Here is a 19,683-nt window from a genome sequence, read left to right on the forward strand (position 1 = left end):
CCCCCGCACTCCTTACTGTGGCTAGCTTGCAGAGGAGCGTGCGAACGCGTGCGCTCGCGCCGCCAACGAACGGGAGATGCCCCCAAAAAGCTGAAGGCTGGCGTGGCCGGGCCACCCCGCCGGCAGCGCAGAATCCGGCAAACCGGGGTCAAGATACGGGATTACTCGCCACTGATCGAGGGCATGAATATACCGCGCGAATACCTCAGCATCACTGGCGGCAGGCCCCACCTGAGCCGCATGTTGAGCAAGAAAGCGCTCGTGCAGTGTGCGCAAACGTTCCAGATCCCACCACTGTGCTGCGGCATCCGCCAGCGAACGACCCGCGTCTGGGCGACCCGCGGCTGAGAGACCTACATCTGAGCCACCTACGTCTGAGCCACCTACGTCTGGGCGACCCGCGATGAACAGGGTCGCGCATTCCCGCAAATGTAGATCGTCAAGAATCACGAGCACCTCATCCTTGAGCGATGCGGCACAGATCCAGAGGCCAGTAGCTACCGTTCCGCAGCCAATCCAGCCGAGGCGGCGACGCAGCTGATGGCGCGCATCGCGGCGGGGCTCAGGGATGGAGAACGAAATTAGACACCAGTTATCATCTTCCCGCTGTTGCCGAAAACTAAAGATTCGACGGTCCCCACGCTGGAACATCGGAACGGCCTCCGGATTGAGCCGGTACCCCTGCCTCCCATTCACCACCTCGGGAACGAGCAAACCCTTCAGCTTCACGCGCGCAATTGCGCTGCGAGCGCCGTTGGCGGGCACTCCCAACGCCTCCATGATTCGCACGAGATCTGCTGACGAGATCCATCCGCCCAGTTGGCGCAGCTGCGAGCCAACAAAGGTGCGCAACAGTGAGGTAGCGCTCCCCGGTCGGGAGTCGAAGTCATCCAGAATCATGGAGTGTTAGTTCGCCAGCTCGGCATGAATTGCCTCGATGCCCAACTGCACCTCGGCAAAGGTGGTGCTCAGTGGCGATAGCCCTAACCGGATGCCGTGGGGCCGCCGAAAGTCAGGAATGATTCCTTGCTTCCATAGCGCCGCATTCACGCTCGCGAAGCTCTCGTGGTCGATCGTGACATGGCTGCCACGTTCGCGGGAATCGCGTGGCGAGCTGACGGCCACTCCGAGCGGCACGAGCAGTTCGTCGGTGAGCTCGAGAGCGTATTCGGTGAGGGCGACAGACTTTGCGCGGATTGCCGGTATGCCGGCCTGTTCGATGAGCCCGAGCATGTCTTGCATCGCGAGCGCCCCGATGATGGATGGTGTGCCACTGATGAAGCGCCGGATGCCGTGGTGCGGCAGATAGCCGGGCCCCATTTCGAAGGGGGTGCTGCTGCCCATCCACCCCTGTATTGGTTGTGTCATGCTCTCGATGTGTTCTTGGCGCACATAGCCGTAGGCGGGGGAGCCGGGCCCGCCGTTGAGGTATTTGTAGGTGCAGCCTGCGGCGAGGTCGACCCCCCACTCGTCGAGTTGGGTTTCGACTACTCCGGCCGAGTGGCAGAGGTCCCACAGTACGAGTGCCCCGGCGTCGTGGGCGAGCGCGGTGATGCCGGGCATGTCGGCGAGGTAGCCGGAACGGTAGGCGACATGGCTGATCATGATGAGGGCAGTGTTCTCGGTGAGGACAGCGCGCAGGTGGTCGGCGGTTATTCCTGCGTCGAGGGGCGGGTCGATCCAGCGCAGTGTCTTGCCGAGTTCGGCGGCGATACCTTCCACGACGTAGCGGTTGGTGGGAAAGTTGCCGGTGTCGATGATAATTTCGCTGCGGTCGGGTCGCGCGTTGAGGGCCGCCCGAATGAGCTTGTAGAGCACAACGGTGGTGGAGTCGCCGACAAAGGTTTGCCCGGGGGCTGCCCCGAGCACTGTGCGTCCGAGTCGATCACCGAGAGTCAATGGCAGTTCATACCAGGATTCATCCCAGCCGCGGATGAGGCGCCCACCCCACTGCTCGCTGACGAATGACGCCAATTGTTCGGCGCTCGCCGTGGTTGGGCGGCCGAGTGAGTTGCCGTCGAGGTAGGCGCGCACTTCTGGTGAGCGCACAAATTTGTTGGGGAATGCGGCCAGCGAGTCGGCGGCATCGCGTTCTGTAGCGTCGCGTGTTGTCGCGTCGGGTGTGGTTGTCATCGGGTCCTCATTAGTTCTCGGGCGGTCACTACGGTTGCGGTCATCAGCCATTGGGCAAGATCGGTTTCGGCGTCGGTGTCCGTGTCGGTGTCGGGGACTGTCGGAAGGTAGCTCACGGTGCTGCCGAGGCTGGGCAGGCAGAGGGCTCGCAGGAGTGCGTCGTTGCGCACTCCTGCATCCTGAAGGGCCTCGAGCTCGCGGTGGTTGAGGCCAAGCGGCAGATCGCCACTACCCAGGTCGGTGCCGTAGTGCACGATGCCACCGGCGTGATGAAAGCGTCGCAGGTTGTCACTGGCGACCTCAAAGTCGGTTCCGCGCTGTCCGTAGCCGTGGATGTCGAGGGTGCTCACCCAAGAGTGGCGCCCGGCCGAGAGGCGCGTATCTTTCTGTGCCATTGCGTCGATCAGCGCGTCATCGAGGCGTTCTGTCCAGGGGGTGTGGGCAAGACGATCAACACCGGCATCAAATGCGCGTTGTGCCTGACCGGCTCCTTGTGCGTGCGCGACGACTTCGCAGCCTCTGCTGTGCGCGTATTCGACGACTGCCGCTAGGGTGTCGTCACCGATCACGGGGCCATCATCGGTGTTGAGAGTGACCTTGACGAGGGTTGCCCCGGCGGACACTTGCTCGGCGACGACGGTGACGGCCTGTTCGCCAGTGGAGACTTCGCGAACGGCGAGTGCCGCCGCCCAGGCGCGAGTAGAGGGGTAGCCACCGGGAGCCGTAATGAACGCCCCGGCATAGCGCAGCTCAGGAATTGTCTCGTCTGCGGCCCACTCAGCGAGCCGGGCCGGGTCGCTACCCAAATCGTCAACGGCAGCGAGTCCGCCAGCGATGAGAGTGTGGGGGTCAATCAATCCGAGGTGCACGTGCGAGTCACGAAAGCCCGGAAGCAGCACGCCAGGAAGGTGCTGCGCGGTCGCGGTTGAGGCATCGGTGGTTTGGGTATCCGGAAGCACCGAGATTCGGTCTGGGGTGATGCGCACCGTGGCGGGGCCGTGCCAGCCGCGCTCCCAGTAGGCGTCAATCGCATAGTCCACGCTCACGGTCACGAGCGTCCGATCTCGGTGCGCACAGCGAAGAGTTCAGGAAAGAAGGTGAGGTCGAGGGCTTTCTGCAAGAAGCTGACCCCGCTTGAGCCGCCGGTGCCGCGTTTCATGCCGATGATGCGCATCACAGTTTTCATGTGACGAAAGCGCCAGAGTTGGAAGTTGTCTTCGAGGTCGACGAACTCTTCGCACGCTTCGTAGGCGAGCCAGTGGTCACTTTCGTTGTCGTAAATGTGGCGAAAGGTTTCGATGAGGTCATCGTTTTGCTGGTGGCCGCGGGTGACATCGCGGTTGAGAACGGCGTCGGGGATGTCGTAGCCGTGCCGGTCGAGGTAGCGCAAAAACTCGTCGTAGACGCTTGGTTCGGCGAGCAGCTTGCTCAGCAGTGCGTGAGCTTCGGGTTGCGATTCGAAAACTTTGAGCATGCCGGCGTTCTTGTTGCCGAGCAAAAATTCGACCGCGCGGTATTGGTAGGACTGGAATCCGGATGAGCTGCCCAGGTAGTCACGGAACTGTGAGTACTCGCTCGGCGTGAGCGTTGCGAGCACTGACCACTGTTCGGTGAGGGTGCGCTGAATGTGCTTGACGCGCGCGATGCGCTTGAGCGCTATAGAGAGGTTGTCGTTGGCGATCAGATCGCGGGCCGAGGTCAGCTCGTGGATCACGAGCTTGAGCCACAGCTCGGTGGTCTGGTGCTGGATGATGAACAGCATCTCGTCGTGATGTTCGGGCGCGCTTTGGGTGGTTTGCGCGCTGAGGAGCCGGTCGAGTTCTAGGTAGGAACCGTAGCTCATCCGCTCGCTGAAGTCGGTGACGATTTCGTCTTCAAGGGCACGTTCGTTTCGGGCATGCGACATGCCGACACCCTATTGCACTTTTACGACGGCCGCCACATTTATGTTTTGAGCAGTCATGTTGTTGATTGTGCAACAACCAGTCACTAGTGAACGAGTCGACTCGCAGCCAAGCGGTTGAGCGAAACGTTTTGTTCGGCCGCGTCGATCGCGAGCTGTCGATGCGACTCAGGGGTTACGCGCACCATGAATTTGCCAGAGTAAGTGCGGTCCGCGATCGCCTGGGGTGGTGTCTCACCGCTTTCGAGCATGTCGTCAAGGACATCTTTGACCAGAGCTTGAATGCCCTGAAAGGCATCATTCGACTTATCGCCCACCCACGACAGCGATGGCATCTCGGCTACGGTGCCGATAAATGCCTCGTCTTCCGGCGACCACCGCACTCGGTAGGTGTAGTGCTCTGCATTCATAGTCTTCACCGTCTTTCTCCCTCCGACTTATGGATTGCAGCCAACACCTGTCGCACCTGATACGGCTTGGCCTCGCCGTGATCGTTTTGAATGTTTACGCGCGGGTCACCCCTCCATGACATCCGATATACGCGGTGCGACGTACCTTCTTGCCGGGTTTTTCCGAAATATTGATCGCAGACCTTCACAAGATCCGCGAACCTCACCCCTTTCGGCGCGTTTCGCATCTGCGTCAACAACTTCTCTACGCTTGTCACAAGTGTATAGTATCATTATTGATACCACTAAAAAAGCTCTGATCGACGAGTAAGTCTCAGCCTGCCGGATTTCGGAGAGTGGTCAGTTCACTGAAACATCACCTTCAAAGCCGGGAGCGCCAGCGTCAGCCCGCCGAGCCGCACGCCGTTTGCGCTTCTCGTTTGCGGCAACAAGAGCCTTGCGTGCGAGAGCGTTTGCTTTGCCGCTGGCCTTCTTCGCTGCCTCGAACTCGGTGCCGAGAAGGGCGAGACCGCCGATAGCCACGAGGGAACCCGGACCGGGCAAGGGGATCAGCACTACGCCCAGCGCAACGGTCGCACCGCCCACGACGCCGACGGTCGTGCGGTAGACGCGGTCTGTCGTCGGATTCTTGCGGATCGCTGAGCGCGTTCCGCGGGCCGCAGAGCTTGCCGCGTGCCCCAGTGCGGAGCCGGCACGCGCCGCGACCGTTGGTTTGTCATCCATGATGCGATTGTACGAGAGCGTGCTGCAGATTTACCCGCCGACGGCGCAGAAAGCCCCGGATGCCGACCACGTGGGTGGGGCATCCGGGGCATTCGCGACGAGGGGTTAGAGCGCAGCCAACGTGTCGATGACGGCATCTCCGGCAGCTACGTCGATCGACTCTGCGTCGATCTCGGCGCGGCCGAGTAGTTCGTCCATCTTGCGACGACGGTTGCGGTTGACCAGTGTGACAACGGTGCCGACCTTGCCTGCGCGACCGGTGCGACCTGAACGGTGCAGGTACGTTTTGTACTCCTCAGGAGCATCCGCCTGAATAACAAGGCTGATGTCATCCACGTGGATGCCGCGGGCCGCAACGTCTGTCGCGACAAGCACTTTGACTTTGCCGCTCGTGAGCATCTGCAGGTTGCGGGTACGACGGGACTGGTTGAGGTCACCGTGAAGGCTCGTTGCCGGAGTTCCCGACATGCTCAAGAATTCAGCCATCTCTTCAGCAAACGCGCGGGTGCGGGTGAAGACAAGAGTTTTGCCATCGCCGGCAGCAAGCTGCTTGATGATCGCACGCTTTTCGCGCTGCTCAATGAGCAGAACCTTGTGGTCAATCGTGGAAGAAGCCTGATCTTCACCAGCTACCTCATGCACGGCCGGGTCAACAAGGAACTCCTTCACAAGAGCGGCAACACCCTTGTCGAGGGTTGCCGAGAACAGCAACTTTTGGCCACCCTCGCTGGTCTCACGCAGGATGCGCTGCACGGGCTCCAAGAACCCAAGGTCGCACATGTGATCTGCTTCATCGAGAACAGTAACCTTCACCTGACTGAGGTCGAGTCGACCCTGCTCGATGAGGTCTTCGACGCGACCCGGGGTCGCGATGATGACATCGACACCACGGGTGAGCGCGGCAACCTGCTTGTACTGCGGAACGCCACCCACGATGGTCGTCGTGAACAGGCCAACGCTGCGCGCGATCGGCTGAATGGTGCGGTCGATCTGCTGAGCAAGCTCACGGGTCGGAGCGAGGATGAGGGCGCGAGGTTTGCGACCCATCTGACGGTCCTTGCCACCATTGTTTTCCATGAGGCGCTCAACGAGGGGCGCCCCGAAAGCAATGGTCTTGCCCGATCCGGTCTTTCCACGGCCAAGAACGTCCTTGCCTGCGAGAACGTCCGGGATGGTTGCCGCCTGGATGGGGAACGGCGACTCGGCCCCCATGGATGCGAGCTGACGCGAAATGTTCGAACCAATACCGAGGTCGAGGAAAGACTTACCTTCAACCTCGCTGGCGGTCACTGCTTTGGCTACGAGACGCTCGATTACAACGTCTTCCTGCTGTGAGTGCGACGACTTAGCGTTACGGTTCGGGTAGTACGAGCTTTCGCGAGGCTCGGAGCGCTGGGCGCGATCGTTGTACGAGGGACGGCCACCACGATCGTTGCGATCACCGTACGAGGGACGCTCGGTGCGCTGCGCGCGATCGTTGTACGAAGGACGTTCGGTACGCTGGGGGCGCTCGTTGTAGGCGGGACGCTCTGAACGACCAGTGGATGCGCCACGGCCGGCACGATCGTTGTACGAAGGGCGTTCGGTACGCTGCGGGCGCTCATTGCGGTCGCTGTAGGACGGACGTGCACCACGGTCGGGACGAGCATCACGCTGAGGACGGTCACCGTAAGCGCCGCGCTCGTTGCGTTGCGGGCGGTCACCATAAGAGGGGCGTTCGCCACGGTTGCCGGTTTCGGGGCGGCCACCACGGGCAGGTTTTTCGCGCGGGGTCCAGTCGGGGCGGCGCTCATCGCGTCCACCGCGAGCGGCACCGGGCTTGCGGTCGCCGGTGCGCGCGGCACGGTCATCCGCACTCCACCGACGTTTGGGCGCTTCGCCTTGGTCTGCACGGAATCCGCGGTGACCGTCACTGCGAGCACCGCCGCCACCCTTGGGTGCGGACTTGAAGTTTTTGTTGCCACGGCCGGTGGCAGGTTTATTAAAATTAGGCATAGTTCTTTCCGGGTTATTCGTAGATGAAACACATCTAGTGCGTGGAGCGCGCACACGCCAACGCTCATCAATTTCGCTACTGAAAAATCAACGTGAGCATTCGTGCACTGCACTTCTGAACCCGGGCAGTCTTTGACCGAGGCCGTCACATACATTCGTGTGATTGTCGCCAGCTGCCTGAACTTTTCAGACGTGTGCGCTGGCAAACCGGCCCGCAAGACTTACAAACCCCTACGCGAAATTACGCGCTGTCTTGAGCCGACCAGACAACATTACTCCATTGTGCCCTCGATAGCGAGGCGCAAGTTCTAGCGGGCAGGTGCCGCAGCGACCGAACCGCCTCCGGCTTTTTTCGCTGCCCGACGACTCTTGCGGTCGGTTCCGGCGGCCTTGCGGTCTTCACGACGCTCCTTGGCTCCTTCAACCACGTAGTAGAGCACCGGCAGAACCACGAGGGTCAGCAGCGTCGACGAGACAAGCCCACCGATGACGACGATCGCGAGTGGCTGAGAAATGAAACCGCCCTCACCCGTAAGCCCCACCGCGAGCGGCATGAGCGCAAAGATGGTCGCCGACGCGGTCATCAAGATTGGTCGTAGCCGTCGCGACGAACCCTCAACAATGGCTTCGCGTGCGCGCATCCCCTTGACCCGGTATTGGTTGATGAGGTCAACAAGCACGATCGCGTTGGTGACCACGATGCCGATGAGCATAAGCACACCAATGAGCGATGCCACACCGAGCGGGATGCCCGAAATCACCTGAAGCGCAATCGCGCCGGTCGCAGCAAACGGAACCGAAACCAGGAGCAGCAGCGGCTGGCGCAGGCTCTTGAAGGTCGCGACCATCACAACGTAGACAATCAGAATCGCAACGAGCAGAGCGAGCCCAAGCTGCTGGAACGCATCCGTCTGCTCGGTGGCAACGCCACCCAACTCTGCCGAAGCGCCAGCGGGCAACTCTGCTTCCTCAACAGCGGCAGCGACCAGAGCGGATGCCGTACCGATGTCGTCACTGCCAGGAGTGACACTGAGGGTGGCACTGCGCACGCCCTTCACCGCAGTAATGCTTGCAGGACCATCCTCGACGGTAACGGTCGCAACATCGGTCAGTGGAACAACTCCGACGGCACTCGGAATATCAAAGTTACTCAGTTCCTCGATAGTGGTCGGCGCCGACTCATTGAGGATGTAGATCGAGAGCGTTGCTTCGTTGATGACCGCACTACCGACCGCGTTGGGGTTCATCGCCCCCGCCACAATGCCGCCGACCGCAATCTCACTCAGCCCGACCTCTGCCGCCTTCTGACGGTCAACCGCGATCTCGATGAATGGCTGCTGCTCCGAAAGGTTGCTGGTGGCCTCAGCAACCACATCTAGGTCACGGACCTGCTCAAGCAGAGCATCCGAAGCTTCGCGCAATTCGGAATCGCTGGTGGCCGTGATGTTGATTTCGATGTCGCTGGAGGCGAATACACTGGATGCCGCAGCGAGGCTAATCTCTCCGGAATCCTCGACTTCTGCGACCGCCTCACGCACACTCTTTTTCAGTTCCACCTGATCGACCTCGGGGTCAGTGGTCAGAGAAAATGAGTTCGCCCCGCCACCCGAGAAAGCTGCTCGTAAGGATCCACCGCTGGAGCCGATCGAAAGCTGAACCGTCTCGACTCCCTCAAGACCGATGAGAACTTCTTCGACCTTTTTCGCGGCTTCGTCCCGTGCCTCAAGACTGGAACCCAACGGAAGGGTCTGGTCGACGGTGAGCGTGTTTTGCCCGCTGTCACCGATGAAATTCGTTTTCATCAAAGGAATCAACGCAACAGTACCGCCCAGCAACAGAAGCGCGGTCATGAGCGTAGCTACGGGGCGCTTGAGCGTCCACTTGATCACCGGAAGGTAGCCGCGCTGCAGCACGGTTGTCTTCTCTACCTGCGCCGAGGCAACGCCGTGCGCGAGTGCGACAGCCTCCTCAGTGTGGCGCGGCGCAGTCTTGTTCCCCAAGAACCAGTAGGCAAGCACCGGAACGATCGTGAGCGACACGAAAAGCGAAGCGGCGAGCGCGATCGCGGTAGTGAGCGCGAAGGGACGGAAAAGTTCTCCCGTGATGTCGCCGACGAGTGCCAGCGGCAAGAACACGGCAATGGTGGTCACCGTGGATGCCGTAATTGCTCCCGCGACCTCCTTCACCGCCGTCTGAATGGCCTCCAGTTTCTGCTCACCCAACGACATGTGTCGCTTGATGTTCTCGATCACCACGATCGAGTCGTCGACAACTCGACCGATCGAGATGGTGAGGGCTCCGAGGGTGATGATGTTGAGGGTGTAGCCCGAAACCTGCATCCCGATGAAAGTGATGAGCACGGATGCGGGGATCGAAATTGCGGTCACGAGGGTCGAACGGATCGACAGCAGGAACACCAGAATGACAATCACTGCAAAGACGAGCCCAAGCAGCCCCTCAGTGGTGAGGCTGTTGATTGACTCTTGGATGAACGGCGCCTGATCAAAAACAATCGTGAACTGGGTGTTGCTCCCGAGCGCACTTTCAAGCTCAGGGATCAGCTCAATAACCGCTTGAGATACCGCAACCGTGTTTCCGGCCGGGCTCTTCGTGATGGCGATCGTAAGAGCCTCGTCACCATTGACGCGGGATATTCCCGTCGCCGCCTCGTCAATAACTTCGACGGTCGCAACATCGGCGAGGGTGACGACTTCAGTGTTGGTTCCGCCGAGGAGCGGCAGCGCCGCAATCGCATCGGTCGAGGTGATGCGGTTGCCGGCCTGGACCGTGAGAGTCTCACCATCCTCTGTGATCTCACCGGCAGGCAGCAGAACGCCGTTATCGTCAAGTGCCGAAATGATGTCGCCGTTGTTGAGCTCGTTGGCAAAGAGTTGCTCGGGGTCGGGGGTGATGACCACACGCTGGGTTGAGGTTCCCAGCAGGCTCGCGTCACTGACGTCATCCACCTTGTTGATGTCGACCAGAGTGGATGCTTCCAACTTTTGAGATAACTCTTTGGCGTCAAGATCGCTGGAAACGGCGATCTGCATGACCGGGAGATCGGTGAAGTTGAAGGTGAATACTTGCGTTTCGGCGGAGTCCGGCAGCTGACCCGAAATGCGGTTAATGGCCAGCTGGATCTTCTGTTCGGCGGTCGCAATGTTGGTGCCGTATTCGAAGGACGCCGAAATGTTCGAGAAGTTTGAGTTTGAGGTCGCCGTGGTGGATTCTAGGCCAGGAACACCCTGAATCGCCGACTCGATCGGGCCAGAAACATCGGTGTCTACGACGGCGGGAGATGCCCCAGGGTAGGTCGAGATGATGAAGATTTGCGGCAGCGAGAGCGACGGAATGAGCTCCTGCTTGAGCGAGGTCAGCGCCACTCCACCAAAAATGCCGATGACGATGGTGACGAGCGCGATCAGGGCTCGGTTGCGCAGAGAGAAAACGGAGAGCAGGTGCACGAGGGAACTTTCGTTGCTGTTAAACGCGGGTGAGGCGGCAAAACCACTTAATGGTTAACCCAATTCTCGCAGGGTGAAAACTATTCCACATACTCTCCGAAGATTAGATGCAGACTAAACCACGTTAGCCAGTTCGCTGCTTGCCGGTGAGAATGGATGCCGCATCACCGTCGACCACGCGGCTGCCAGCGCAGAAACACCCTGCTCCAATTCGGCATCGCTTCCGCTGAAGGGGATGCGCAGGAATCGCTCAAATGCCCCATCCATGCCAAAGCGGGGGCCGGCCGCAATCATCAGACCCTCGTTTCTGGCGGCGAGCACAAGCTGCGAGCTAACCGGTTGGCCGAGCCCAACCCACGCGGTCATCCCGCCGGGGGTGTGTGGCATATGCCAACTCGGTAGCTGCGCATTGAGGAGGGCGGTGAGATGCTCGCGTCCGGCGCGCAGTGACGTGCGCCGAACATCCAATATTGAGGGGAAGTCTTTGAGCACATTGGTGACCACCAGTTGTTCGAGCAGCGGGGTTCCCAGGTCGCCGGCAGACCGAGCACGGACAAGCTGGCGGATCGTGGCATGGTCGGCGCGAATCCAGCCGGTGCGCAACCCACCCCACACAGTCTTGCCGACGGAACCGACCGAGATCGCATTGCCGTGGGCGGCGAACGGTAACCGGGTTTCGTTGCTGTCGAGGTCGAGCTCAGCCATCGTCTCGTCGGCAATGACGGCCGTTCCATGGCGTGCGGCGAGCGACAGTAGCGTTCCTCGAAGCTCATCGGGCATCGACTGACCGGTGGGGTTGTGAAAATCGGGCATGAGGTACGCCAGCGAGGGGCTGGTTCGCTGGATTGCCTGCTCGACGGCGAGCGCATCCCACCCCGTCTCCGTCGAGACCCCGACGGGCACCAGTCGTGCCCCGGCTGCGCGCAGGGCATCGAGGGCGTGCGGGTAGCTCGGGTTTTCCATGAGTGCTCGATCACCGCGAGACATGAGGGTTCGGGAGATCAGGGCGATGGCGTGCTGTGCGCCGAGCGTGACCATGATTTGGTCGGCGCTGGTGGGAAGCCCGCGATCGGTATATCGCTGCGCAATCGCCTCGCGCAGTACCGGGAGCCCGACAGGGTCGAACCCCGACTCGCCCAGATACGCGGGCAACTGTTCGGCGGCTCGCTGCGATGCCGCAATGACCTCGGGCGCCGCCGCCATCGTCGACTTACTGAAATCGAGCATCTGGGGCGCCGCGCTGTCAGGAATCAAAGTTGAGCGGTGCGGCAGCTGGGCGACACTTCCCGAACCGCGGGTGCTCTCCACATAGCCACCCCCACGCAGCGAGGCGTAGGCCGCGGTTACCGTGGTGCGGCTCACCCCGAGAGCGAGAGCCAACTCACGCTCGGCCGGCAGCCGGGTGGAGGTCAGGATGCGGCCATCCATGACCAGCAGACGGATGCGGTCAGCAACCGCCACATACGCCGACGTGGATGCTGTGGGTCGCCATTCGCCCATCATCACAACCAGGGCGCGGGCAGAAAGACTATTCATGATGCCAGAATACCCGAATTGGCCTCTTGCTCAGAGTCCAATCTCGTAATTGGATACATTTATGACTCCCCGCCTCATCATGGCTCGCCGCAGCGCCCAGCTCCTCATGGGGCTTTTCCTCTATGGTGCCGCAATTGCCCTCATGATTCGGGCCGAAGTGGGAGTCGCCCCGTGGGATGTGCTCGGTCAGGGCGTCTCGATCACGACCGGGATTCCTTTTGGCTTTGCCACCAACATTATTGGCCTCATAGTGCTGCTGTTGTGGATTCCCATTCGCCAAAAACCTGGCATCGGCACCGTGCTCAACGTTCTGCTCATTGGGCCCAGTGCGCAACTCTGCCTGTGGCTCATTCCCGAGATCGACGGCATTGTGCTTCGCATTCTGCTGTTCGTTGTTGGCCTCGTGCTCCTCGGCGTCGCAACTGGCCTCTACATTGGGGCACGGTTTGGGCCGGGACCCCGCGATGGCCTCATGACGGGCATCCACCACCGCTTCGGTGGCAAGCTGTGGGTGATCCGCAGCAGCATTGAAATTGTCGTGCTCGTTCTGGGCGCGATCTTGGGCGGCAACCTCGGCTGGGGCACGCTCGCGTTTGCACTTCTCATCGGCCCCATCGTGCACTTCACGATTCCGTGGCTGATGGTGCCGGCGGCGATCTCGCGCGAAGCCACCGAAGCCACCGAATTTACGGCGGAGCGCATCGAATTGTCTACGCTGCGCGAACCGCGTCGACGAAAGCACGAATCAGGCTAGGGTCTTTCACTCCGCGGCGCGCTTCGACACCACTCGACACATCAACGCCGGGCGGATGCACGGCTCGAACGAGCTCGGCAACATTCTGCCCCGTCAGACCACCGGCGAGAATCCACGACCCCGGTGGTGGTTCACCCGTGAGTCGAGACGGATCAAATCTCTCCCCACCACCGGGAGTCACGGCGTCGATCAGCAGTCGATCCTCGGTGCGCAGTTGCCCGGCGGCAGTGAGCCGCAGGTAGTCATCAATCGATATTGCCCGAATGGTGTCTAACCCCTCCGCGTGAAGCCGATCGAAATCGGCATCGGTCTCACCACCGTGCAGTTGCACCGTGGTGAGACCGACCTGACCGGCTATCCGGAGCACCATTTCGATGGGCTGGCGGCGAAAAACACCAACGGTTTCGAGCGACAGCGGCAGCTCGGTGATGAGTGACTGCGCCACTTCAACAGAGACCTCACGTGGGCTTCCCGGTGCAAAAACAAATCCGATCGCACCGGCGCCACTCTCGGCGACTGCGGCCGCGGCATCCATTGTGGTGATCCCGCAGATCTTTACGAAGGGATGTCTCATGCCTTCGATCCTGCGGATGCGCCGGGTGAGGACAGCACGCGGGCGGCAGAGGCGTGTCCGCCCTCGCACGCGTTTTTCAGATCTCGAGTTTGGAGGAAGGTGCTCAGAAATCCTGCGGCGAACGCATCTCCGGCACCGGTGAGGTCACGGATCTCTGTCACCGCTGGCACGCGAACCACCAGCGCCTCTTCGCCGGGGCAGTGCACGATCGTCGGGTCTGCGCCTGCTTTGGTCACCAAAGTGGTCTGCGGTAGCCGGTGCGCGTGAACGCCACGCTGGCCATTATTGGCGACCCCGAGAAACGCCATTTCGCTCTCATTACCAATAAGGAAATCCGGACTGAGCTCGGTCATGAGGTCAAGAAAGCGCTCTACCCCAAACTGGGCGAGCATCCCGGTGGAAGATGCGTCGATGGAAATCAGGATGCCCTTGGCTTTTGCACGGCGAATCACCTCAACCGTGGTGTTTCCCACCGGCTCTCCACTGAAGGAGTATGCCGGAATGTGCAGAAGCTGAAGCCCATCAAGCCACTCGTCGGGCACATCGTCGAGCATTTTTGCGGCGCCCCGGTTGGGCAGCATGCTGCGTTCACCCGACTGGTCGATGAGGATGACGATGGTTCCGGTGGCATTCTTGCGCTGCACCCGCACGTCAACCCCGTCTGCCTCGAGGTCGCGCACCAGCGAATCACCCAGGTGATCGTTCCCGACACAGCCGATGAAGCGAGTGGGGCCAAGGTGTCCCGCGAAACTGGCGACATTCGCGGCGCTGCCTCCCCGAGTGTGGAAGATCTCCACCTCGGTGTCTGTGCCATGCCTGAGAGGTTCGGCCAACCAGACGATGACGTCCTCGACGAGATCTCCCATTACCCCCAGCACGATAGTGGCGCGCCGCTAGCGGGTGAGCGCCGCAGCGACGAGGCCGCCGAGAGCGACGTTGCCGCGGTAGACCTCGACGTTGACGTCTAAGCTGACGCCCCTGGTATCGCGCTGGATGAAGTCCAACAGAAACGGGGTCGAGGCGTTGCCACTGATGCCCTGCTTCTCGGCCTCGGCCCGGGCCCGCCTGAGGATGTAATCGAGTTGCTCCGGTGGAAGCTGCTTATCGGCGGCGACCGGGTTTGCCAGCAACACCGACTGCGGCAGGCCAAGCGCGTCCCGGGCTGTGACGATCGCAGCGACCTCCTCGGGAGTGTTGACTGCGTAACCGATCCTGAACCCGGAATCGGTTACGTAAAAGCCCGGATAGTGTGTGGTGCCGTAGCCAATGACCGGGATATTCAGAGTCTCGAAACGTTCGAGGGTCGCCGGGATATCGAGAATCGATTTAACACCAGCGCTGATCACGAGGATCGGAATCTGGGCCAGCGTGGTCATATCGGCCGACTCGTCGAACGTTTCGGAAGCACCGTGGTGAACGCCACCGAGTCCACCCGTAGAAAACACCTTCACGCCGGCATGGTGAGCGAGGAAGGCGGTAGCGGCAACCGTGGTGCCGCCGTGCTTCCGTAACGCAGAGACGACGGGGAGGTCGCGCAGGCTGACCTTGGCGATGTCATCCGTGTTGGAGAGCGTCGTGATCTGTTCGGTGCTGAGCCCGACGGTCGGCACGCCATTGAAGACGCCAATGGTCGCGGGAGTAACTCCCTGCGCACGCAGACCGTCTTCTGCAGCAAGGGCAACCTTGAGGTTGCGGGGGCGCGGGAGGCCGTGGGTGAAAATAGTGGACTCGAGGGCAACGACGGGGCGGTTATCGCGAACCGCATCCTGCACTTCTTGGGCAATATGGATGACGGAGTCAGACATGGGATCTCTTTCTATTCGCTGAACTGGACCGGCAGATAAACATCCTGCACGCGGTCATCGAGTGCGGTGTGGTCGTTGCGGGTGTAGATACCGCACGAGTTGGTGATGCAGTCGGCATCTTCACCCTGTGGGTCACCGAGCTCAAGATACGCCGTGAAGTCGCCGGTCGAGGTATCGTCATAGCTTCGGGCGCCAAACAGTCGCCACGCCCAGTCGGCGTTGATCCAATTGCTGGGTGCCCACTGCACGGTGCCGGCCGCTACGTCGTCTTGCTGCTGGCTGGGCACACCGCCGATGCAGGGGCCGGGCTTCTCAGCGGCGGTGTCGGGGATCACACAGACCGCAACATACACGCCCTGCGAGCCGTCATAGCCGGTACCGCTCACGACGACTCGCTCGCCGCGCACGAGAGCCTCAGTTTTGATTGGCTCCCCGTTCTCGGCGGCAACGCTGAGCGTGCGCGTTCGACCGTCATCACCAACTGCTGTTGCTGACAGCGGCCACTGCTCATCACTCTGCTGCTGATTCGATTGCCCTGCGCTCTCATGCGTGAGGATCGGCACCACAATGACAGCGATCGGCACGAGCAGCAGCGCAAGTGCGGCTGCAACAATCCACGGCCACACACGGCGGCGTGACGGGGGGCGAGACATGCTGCAAGTCTAGGACGCAACGCACGCCGACGGGGTGCTGCGTGCCATAGGGTGACAGTGCGGGCAACCCGCCACACACAGGGCAAGGGGGCAGGCAATGATTCGGGATCTTGCTGCCGTCGCCGTCGGTGGGGCACTCGGCACCGGACTCCGTTTCGCGCTCGATCTCGCGTTTGCCACCGACGATGGCCTATTCCCCCTCTCGACACTCATTGCAAACATTCTGGGGAGCTTCGTACTTGCTCTCGTCGTGGCCCACCTTTGGGACCGCTCCCCGCTCTGGGTGCGCGCAGGTCTCGGCGCTGGACTGCTCGGTTCGTTCACCACATTCTCTGCCCTCGCCGTTGCCGTCGTGCAGCTCGCCGATGTCGACCAGTGGATGCTCGCGCTCATCTACCTGGCCGCAACAATGGTGCTCGGGCTTGCTGCTGCCGCCCTCGGGCTCCGGCTCGGCCTCGCCCGCCGCGCTCGACTAGATCTGGTCAACGAGTGAGTGCCGTGGTGGTCGCAGCGATCCTCATTGCGGGAGCGGCCGGAGCAATCCTGCGCTATCTGACATCACAGGTATTCGCTTCATCCCCGCGTTTTCCGTGGGCTGTGCTCATCGTCAACGGGGTCGGATCTGGCCTCGCCGGAACCCTCGCCGGTCTTGCCCACATCGGCTCGATCGATCCGAACCTAGAGATCATTCTCCTAACGGGCTTATGCGGCAGTCTCACCACCTTCAGCACCCTGAGTGTCGAGACAATTCAGCTCGCGACCCTCAAGCGTGTGCGCACCGCAGTGCTCAGCGTGGGCGCCAACCTGCTGGTCGGTATCGGCGCTGCAGCCGCAACCTACTTTGGGCTAATCGGGCTCGCGACCTAAACGGTCAACCCGCAGCATCCGCTGGAATTACGGTGCGCACCTAGCGCTTCATCGCTTCAATCTTGCTGAGGGTGGCGATGACCTGTCGGGCGATCATCCGCCCCGCTCGGTTTGCCCCAATAGTGGATGCCTGGGGTCCGTACCCAGCAAAAAACACCCGGGGGTCTTTCCATGCGACTCCTTGCCCGACCGACACGCCACCCTCTTTTTCGCGCAATTTGAGGGGCGCAAGGTGGCGCAGTTCTGGTCGGAATCCGGTTGACCAGAGGATGGCATCCGCCTGTCGGAAGGCACCATCTTTCCAGCGCACCCCTTCAGGCTCGATGCTGGAGAACATGGGGCGCGGAGTGAGCACTCCTCTTTCGATGCCAGCCTGAATGCGTCTGGTGCGTGGCACTCCCGTGCCGCTGACGATGCTGGGCAATGCCCGCCCGGCCCGCGCCGCCTCGTCTTGCAGCTGTACCGCTTCGACACGGGCCTCGAGGTTGAGCCCGCCATCCTCCAGAAAATCGATGGGGCGCCGGCTCACCCAGGTGAGGCTTTTGGCCAGGTTTTCGAGCTCGAGCAGGAAGCCGATTGCGGAGGTTCCCCCACCGACCACGACAACGTTTTGGTCGGTGAAGTCGCGGGCGCTCTTGTATTCGCTCGTGTGCAAGTGTCGGCCCTCGAATGACTTGAGCCCGGGGTACCAGGGGATGAAGGGTGCGCCCCACGTTCCGGTGGCATTGACCACGGTGGTGGTGGTCACTGTTTTGGTTTCTTCACCGTCGAGAGTGAAAGTGACAGCAAGGTGTTCGCCCTCGTTTTTGACAGAAATTACGTCAGCGTTGCGAACGACCTGAAAGCCGTAGTGTTTCTCGTATTCACGGTAGTAATCCGAGACCACTTTCTTTGCCGGCATGTGCCGATCAGCGGTGTCAAAACTCAGGCCCACCTCGTCAAGGCCGGGAAGATCATTAATGCGGTGGGCGGAACCGATGCGCAGTGCCTCCCACCGAAACTGCCACGCGCCACCGGTGTCGGGGCCGCGATCGAGCAGCACAAACTCGTTACCGGGGTCGAGCCCTAGTCTGCGCAAATAGTAGGCCACAGAGAGACCTGCTTGACCCGCACCAATAACGACGACTGAGGTGTCGGTGGCGGTCGCGGATGTCACGAGTTAACGTTACCCGTCGCCGGGCCACCTCTGCACAGCACACCAATACATGGGTCGCCCCCGTGCTAAACTGCGAGTTAGTTTTCATCCATCCCTGTTCGCTCGTTCGCTGACCACCGTCGGTGCACCGGGACAGACGTATGAGGGGGTCTCGCATGGGACGCGGCCGTCAAAAGGCAAAGCACACCAAAGTCGCACGCGATTTGAAGTACTTCAGCCCAGACACCAACTACGGTGCGCTTGCTCGCGAATTGAGCGGGTCAGACAGCACCACTCCTGTCTCCGAAGACAGCGAAAAGTGGCCAGAATACTCTGCCGGAGATTCCTCCAGCGATGAGTACGAAGCCGAGGACGACGAAGAAACTCGCAGCGCCTAGGCCCGTCGGGGCCAGTCGCTCACCGGGGTCAGTCGCTCACCGGGGTGAGGCGCTCAACCGTTGGCGCTGACGAGCGCGTTAATCGCTATAGCGCCCGCTCAGGCGCACCGCCCCTCCATTCACACCCTTCGCGCCCTGCTCGAATCCAGTGAAGTCGCGTGCGGCCATCGATACACGGCCGACCTCCCATGAGGGGATGCCGTCGGCCTCTAAGGCCGCAATTGTTGCGTCGGCAGCGTCGGCGGCCACGATCGCGATCATTCCGATTCCGAGGTTCCAGGTTCCTTCAGCGCTTTCGAGGTGGGAACCGGCCAGCTCAGATAACACGCGGAAGACGCTGGGTGGCGACCACGTCGAACGCTCTACTTCGACCCAGGAACCTACGGGCAGCACGCGGGCAAGGTTTGCGGCGATTCCGCCCCCGGTGACGTGGCTGAGGGAGTGTACTGCGCCGGGCTGCGCCTCAAGGAGGCTGAGTAGCGGTGTCGTATAGAGGCGTGTGGGCTCGAGCAGCACTTCACCGACGATTCCACCAAGATCGTCAAGACGATCGGTGTAGCCGATCTTGTTGTTTGCCAAAATGTGGCGTACGAGAGAGAAGCCGTTGGAGTGGAGCCCCGAAGACTCTAGAGCGATGACGACATCACCATCGGCGACGAGGTGCGGTCCCAGCTGCGCGTCCGCTTCGACCACACCGGTGGCCGCCCCGGCCACGTCGTAGTCGTCGGGGCCGAGAAGGCCGGGGTGTTCTGCCGTCTCACCACCGACGAGCGCGGTGCCGGTAGCCGAGCATCCGCGGGCAATACCCGCAACGATGTCGGCGATGCGCGCGGGAACAACCTTGCCGCACGCGATGTAGTCGGTCATGAAAAGCGGTTTAGCGCCCACCACGATGATGTCGTCGACCACCATGCCCACAAGGTCTTGGCCGATGGTGTCGTGCTTGTCGATGGCCTGAGCGATCGCCACTTTAGTGCCCACGCCATCCGTTGACGTCGCCAAGAGTGGGTGCCGATACGAGGTAAGGAACGAGACATCAAAGAGCCCCGCAAAACCACCAAACCCGCCAACGACGTTGGGCCCGTGAGTGGCACTCACCGCCGCTTTCATCAGTTCGACAGCAAGGTCGCCAGCTGCAGTATCGACACCCGCGGCGGCATAACTGGAGGAAGAGTTCTCGGTCACGGCTCAAGCGTACCGGTCGGCACAGTCCCGCGTACCGGTCGGCACAGACCCTCGTACCGGTCAGCACAGTCCGGCATGCGGCGCAACTGCTGAGGTGTGCGAAACTAGATCGTACCCACACCGGGTACGGTCTCTTCGACCTCAGGGA

The 19,683-nt window shown here is 61.3% G+C and carries 19 protein-coding genes; 4 read left to right on the forward strand and 15 right to left on the reverse strand.

Going from position 1 to position 19,683, the window contains the following annotated elements; genetic code table 11:
* Positions 1-21: 21 nt before the first annotated feature.
* The 9 genes from FB472_RS08755 to yczR form a co-directional block, all read right to left on the reverse strand.
* The gene (locus FB472_RS08755; RefSeq protein ID WP_141990582.1) at positions 22-900 is read right to left on the reverse strand and encodes a PaaX family transcriptional regulator; all 879 of its coding nucleotides are present in this window, start codon (positions 898-900) and stop codon (positions 22-24) included.
* Positions 901-906: 6 nt separating this feature from the next.
* The gene (locus tag FB472_RS08760; protein WP_141990583.1) at positions 907-2,133 is read right to left on the reverse strand and encodes a kynureninase; all 1,227 of its coding nucleotides are present in this window, start codon (positions 2,131-2,133) and stop codon (positions 907-909) included.
* Positions 2,130-3,179 carry an amidohydrolase family protein gene (locus FB472_RS08765; RefSeq protein ID WP_246078157.1) on the reverse strand — a complete coding sequence of 350 codons (1,050 nt, stop codon included), beginning with the start codon at positions 3,177-3,179 and terminating at the stop codon, positions 2,130-2,132. Before FB472_RS08765 ends, FB472_RS08760 begins: the two co-directional genes overlap by 4 nt.
* 2 nt (positions 3,180-3,181) lie before the next feature.
* A complete protein-coding gene (kynA, locus tag FB472_RS08770; protein ID WP_141990585.1) occupies positions 3,182-4,039 on the reverse strand; it encodes a tryptophan 2,3-dioxygenase in 858 nt (285 codons plus the stop codon).
* An 83-nt stretch (positions 4,040-4,122) separates the two neighbouring features.
* Positions 4,123-4,446, reverse strand: coding sequence for a type II toxin-antitoxin system HicB family antitoxin (locus FB472_RS08775; RefSeq protein ID WP_035896580.1), 324 nt, complete (start codon positions 4,444-4,446; stop codon positions 4,123-4,125).
* 339 nt (positions 4,447-4,785) lie between these two features.
* Complete coding sequence (locus FB472_RS08785; protein WP_141990587.1) at positions 4,786-5,169, reverse strand: PGPGW domain-containing protein; 384 nt, start codon at positions 5,167-5,169, stop codon at positions 4,786-4,788.
* A 105-nt stretch (positions 5,170-5,274) separates the two neighbouring features.
* Positions 5,275-7,164 carry a DEAD/DEAH box helicase gene (locus FB472_RS08790; RefSeq protein WP_141990588.1) on the reverse strand — a complete coding sequence of 630 codons (1,890 nt, stop codon included), beginning with the start codon at positions 7,162-7,164 and terminating at the stop codon, positions 5,275-5,277.
* Between the two features lie 308 nt (positions 7,165-7,472).
* Complete coding sequence (locus FB472_RS08795) at positions 7,473-10,628, reverse strand: efflux RND transporter permease subunit (RefSeq protein ID WP_141990589.1); 3,156 nt, start codon at positions 10,626-10,628, stop codon at positions 7,473-7,475.
* 114 nt (positions 10,629-10,742) lie between these two features.
* The gene (gene yczR, locus FB472_RS08800) at positions 10,743-12,164 is read right to left on the reverse strand and encodes a MocR-like transcription factor YczR (protein WP_141990590.1); all 1,422 of its coding nucleotides are present in this window, start codon (positions 12,162-12,164) and stop codon (positions 10,743-10,745) included.
* Between the two features lie 61 nt (positions 12,165-12,225).
* On the opposite strand from yczR, the gene yczE reads away from it, so the two are divergent.
* Positions 12,226-12,918 (forward strand): membrane protein YczE, encoded by a 693-nt coding sequence (yczE, locus tag FB472_RS08805; RefSeq protein ID WP_246078158.1) that lies wholly within the window; start codon positions 12,226-12,228, stop codon positions 12,916-12,918.
* Here yczE and FB472_RS08810 read toward each other — a convergent pair.
* Genes FB472_RS08810 through FB472_RS08825 form a run of 4 tightly spaced genes read right to left on the reverse strand, consistent with a single transcriptional unit; the run spans position 12,875 to position 15,950 of the window.
* Complete coding sequence (locus tag FB472_RS08810) at positions 12,875-13,492, reverse strand: phosphoribosylanthranilate isomerase (protein ID WP_141990591.1); 618 nt, start codon at positions 13,490-13,492, stop codon at positions 12,875-12,877. The two genes, yczE and FB472_RS08810, sit on opposite strands and share 44 nt — an antisense overlap.
* Positions 13,489-14,358, reverse strand: coding sequence for a carbohydrate kinase family protein (locus FB472_RS08815; protein WP_215730421.1), 870 nt, complete (start codon positions 14,356-14,358; stop codon positions 13,489-13,491). Before FB472_RS08815 ends, FB472_RS08810 begins: the two co-directional genes overlap by 4 nt.
* Positions 14,359-14,385: 27 nt before the next feature.
* On the reverse strand, positions 14,386-15,297 hold the full coding sequence (locus tag FB472_RS08820; protein ID WP_141990593.1) for a pseudouridine-5'-phosphate glycosidase: 912 nt from the start codon (positions 15,295-15,297) through the stop codon (positions 14,386-14,388).
* Positions 15,298-15,308: 11 nt separating this feature from the next.
* Positions 15,309-15,950 carry a hypothetical protein gene (locus tag FB472_RS08825; RefSeq protein WP_141990594.1) on the reverse strand — a complete coding sequence of 214 codons (642 nt, stop codon included), beginning with the start codon at positions 15,948-15,950 and terminating at the stop codon, positions 15,309-15,311.
* Positions 15,951-16,047: 97 nt separating this feature from the next.
* Between FB472_RS08825 and FB472_RS08830 the strand changes: the two genes are divergently transcribed.
* Together FB472_RS08830 and FB472_RS08835 are read left to right on the forward strand one after the other, a co-directional pair.
* Positions 16,048-16,443 carry a fluoride efflux transporter FluC gene (locus FB472_RS08830; protein ID WP_141990595.1) on the forward strand — a complete coding sequence of 132 codons (396 nt, stop codon included), beginning with the start codon at positions 16,048-16,050 and terminating at the stop codon, positions 16,441-16,443.
* The gene (locus tag FB472_RS08835; protein WP_051377033.1) at positions 16,440-16,817 is read left to right on the forward strand and encodes a fluoride efflux transporter FluC; all 378 of its coding nucleotides are present in this window, start codon (positions 16,440-16,442) and stop codon (positions 16,815-16,817) included. Before FB472_RS08830 ends, FB472_RS08835 begins: the two co-directional genes overlap by 4 nt.
* Positions 16,818-16,857: 40 nt before the next feature.
* Here FB472_RS08835 and FB472_RS08840 read toward each other — a convergent pair whose 3' ends face one another.
* Positions 16,858-17,973: an NAD(P)-binding domain-containing protein gene (locus FB472_RS08840; protein WP_141990596.1), complete on the reverse strand. Its 1,116-nt coding sequence runs from the start codon at positions 17,971-17,973 to the stop codon at positions 16,858-16,860.
* 155 nt (positions 17,974-18,128) lie between these two features.
* Between FB472_RS08840 and FB472_RS08845 the strand changes: the two genes are divergently transcribed.
* A complete protein-coding gene (locus tag FB472_RS08845) occupies positions 18,129-18,350 on the forward strand; it encodes a DUF3073 domain-containing protein (protein WP_021808268.1) in 222 nt (73 codons plus the stop codon).
* Between the two features lie 78 nt (positions 18,351-18,428).
* On the opposite strand, the gene purM is transcribed toward FB472_RS08845, so the two are convergent.
* A complete protein-coding gene (gene purM, locus FB472_RS08850) occupies positions 18,429-19,535 on the reverse strand; it encodes a phosphoribosylformylglycinamidine cyclo-ligase (RefSeq protein ID WP_141990597.1) in 1,107 nt (368 codons plus the stop codon).
* Positions 19,536-19,683: the final 148 nt, after the last annotated feature.

The sequence above is a fragment of the Rhodoglobus vestalii genome, from assembly GCF_006788895.1.
Lineage (GTDB): Bacteria > Actinomycetota > Actinomycetes > Actinomycetales > Microbacteriaceae > Rhodoglobus > Rhodoglobus vestalii.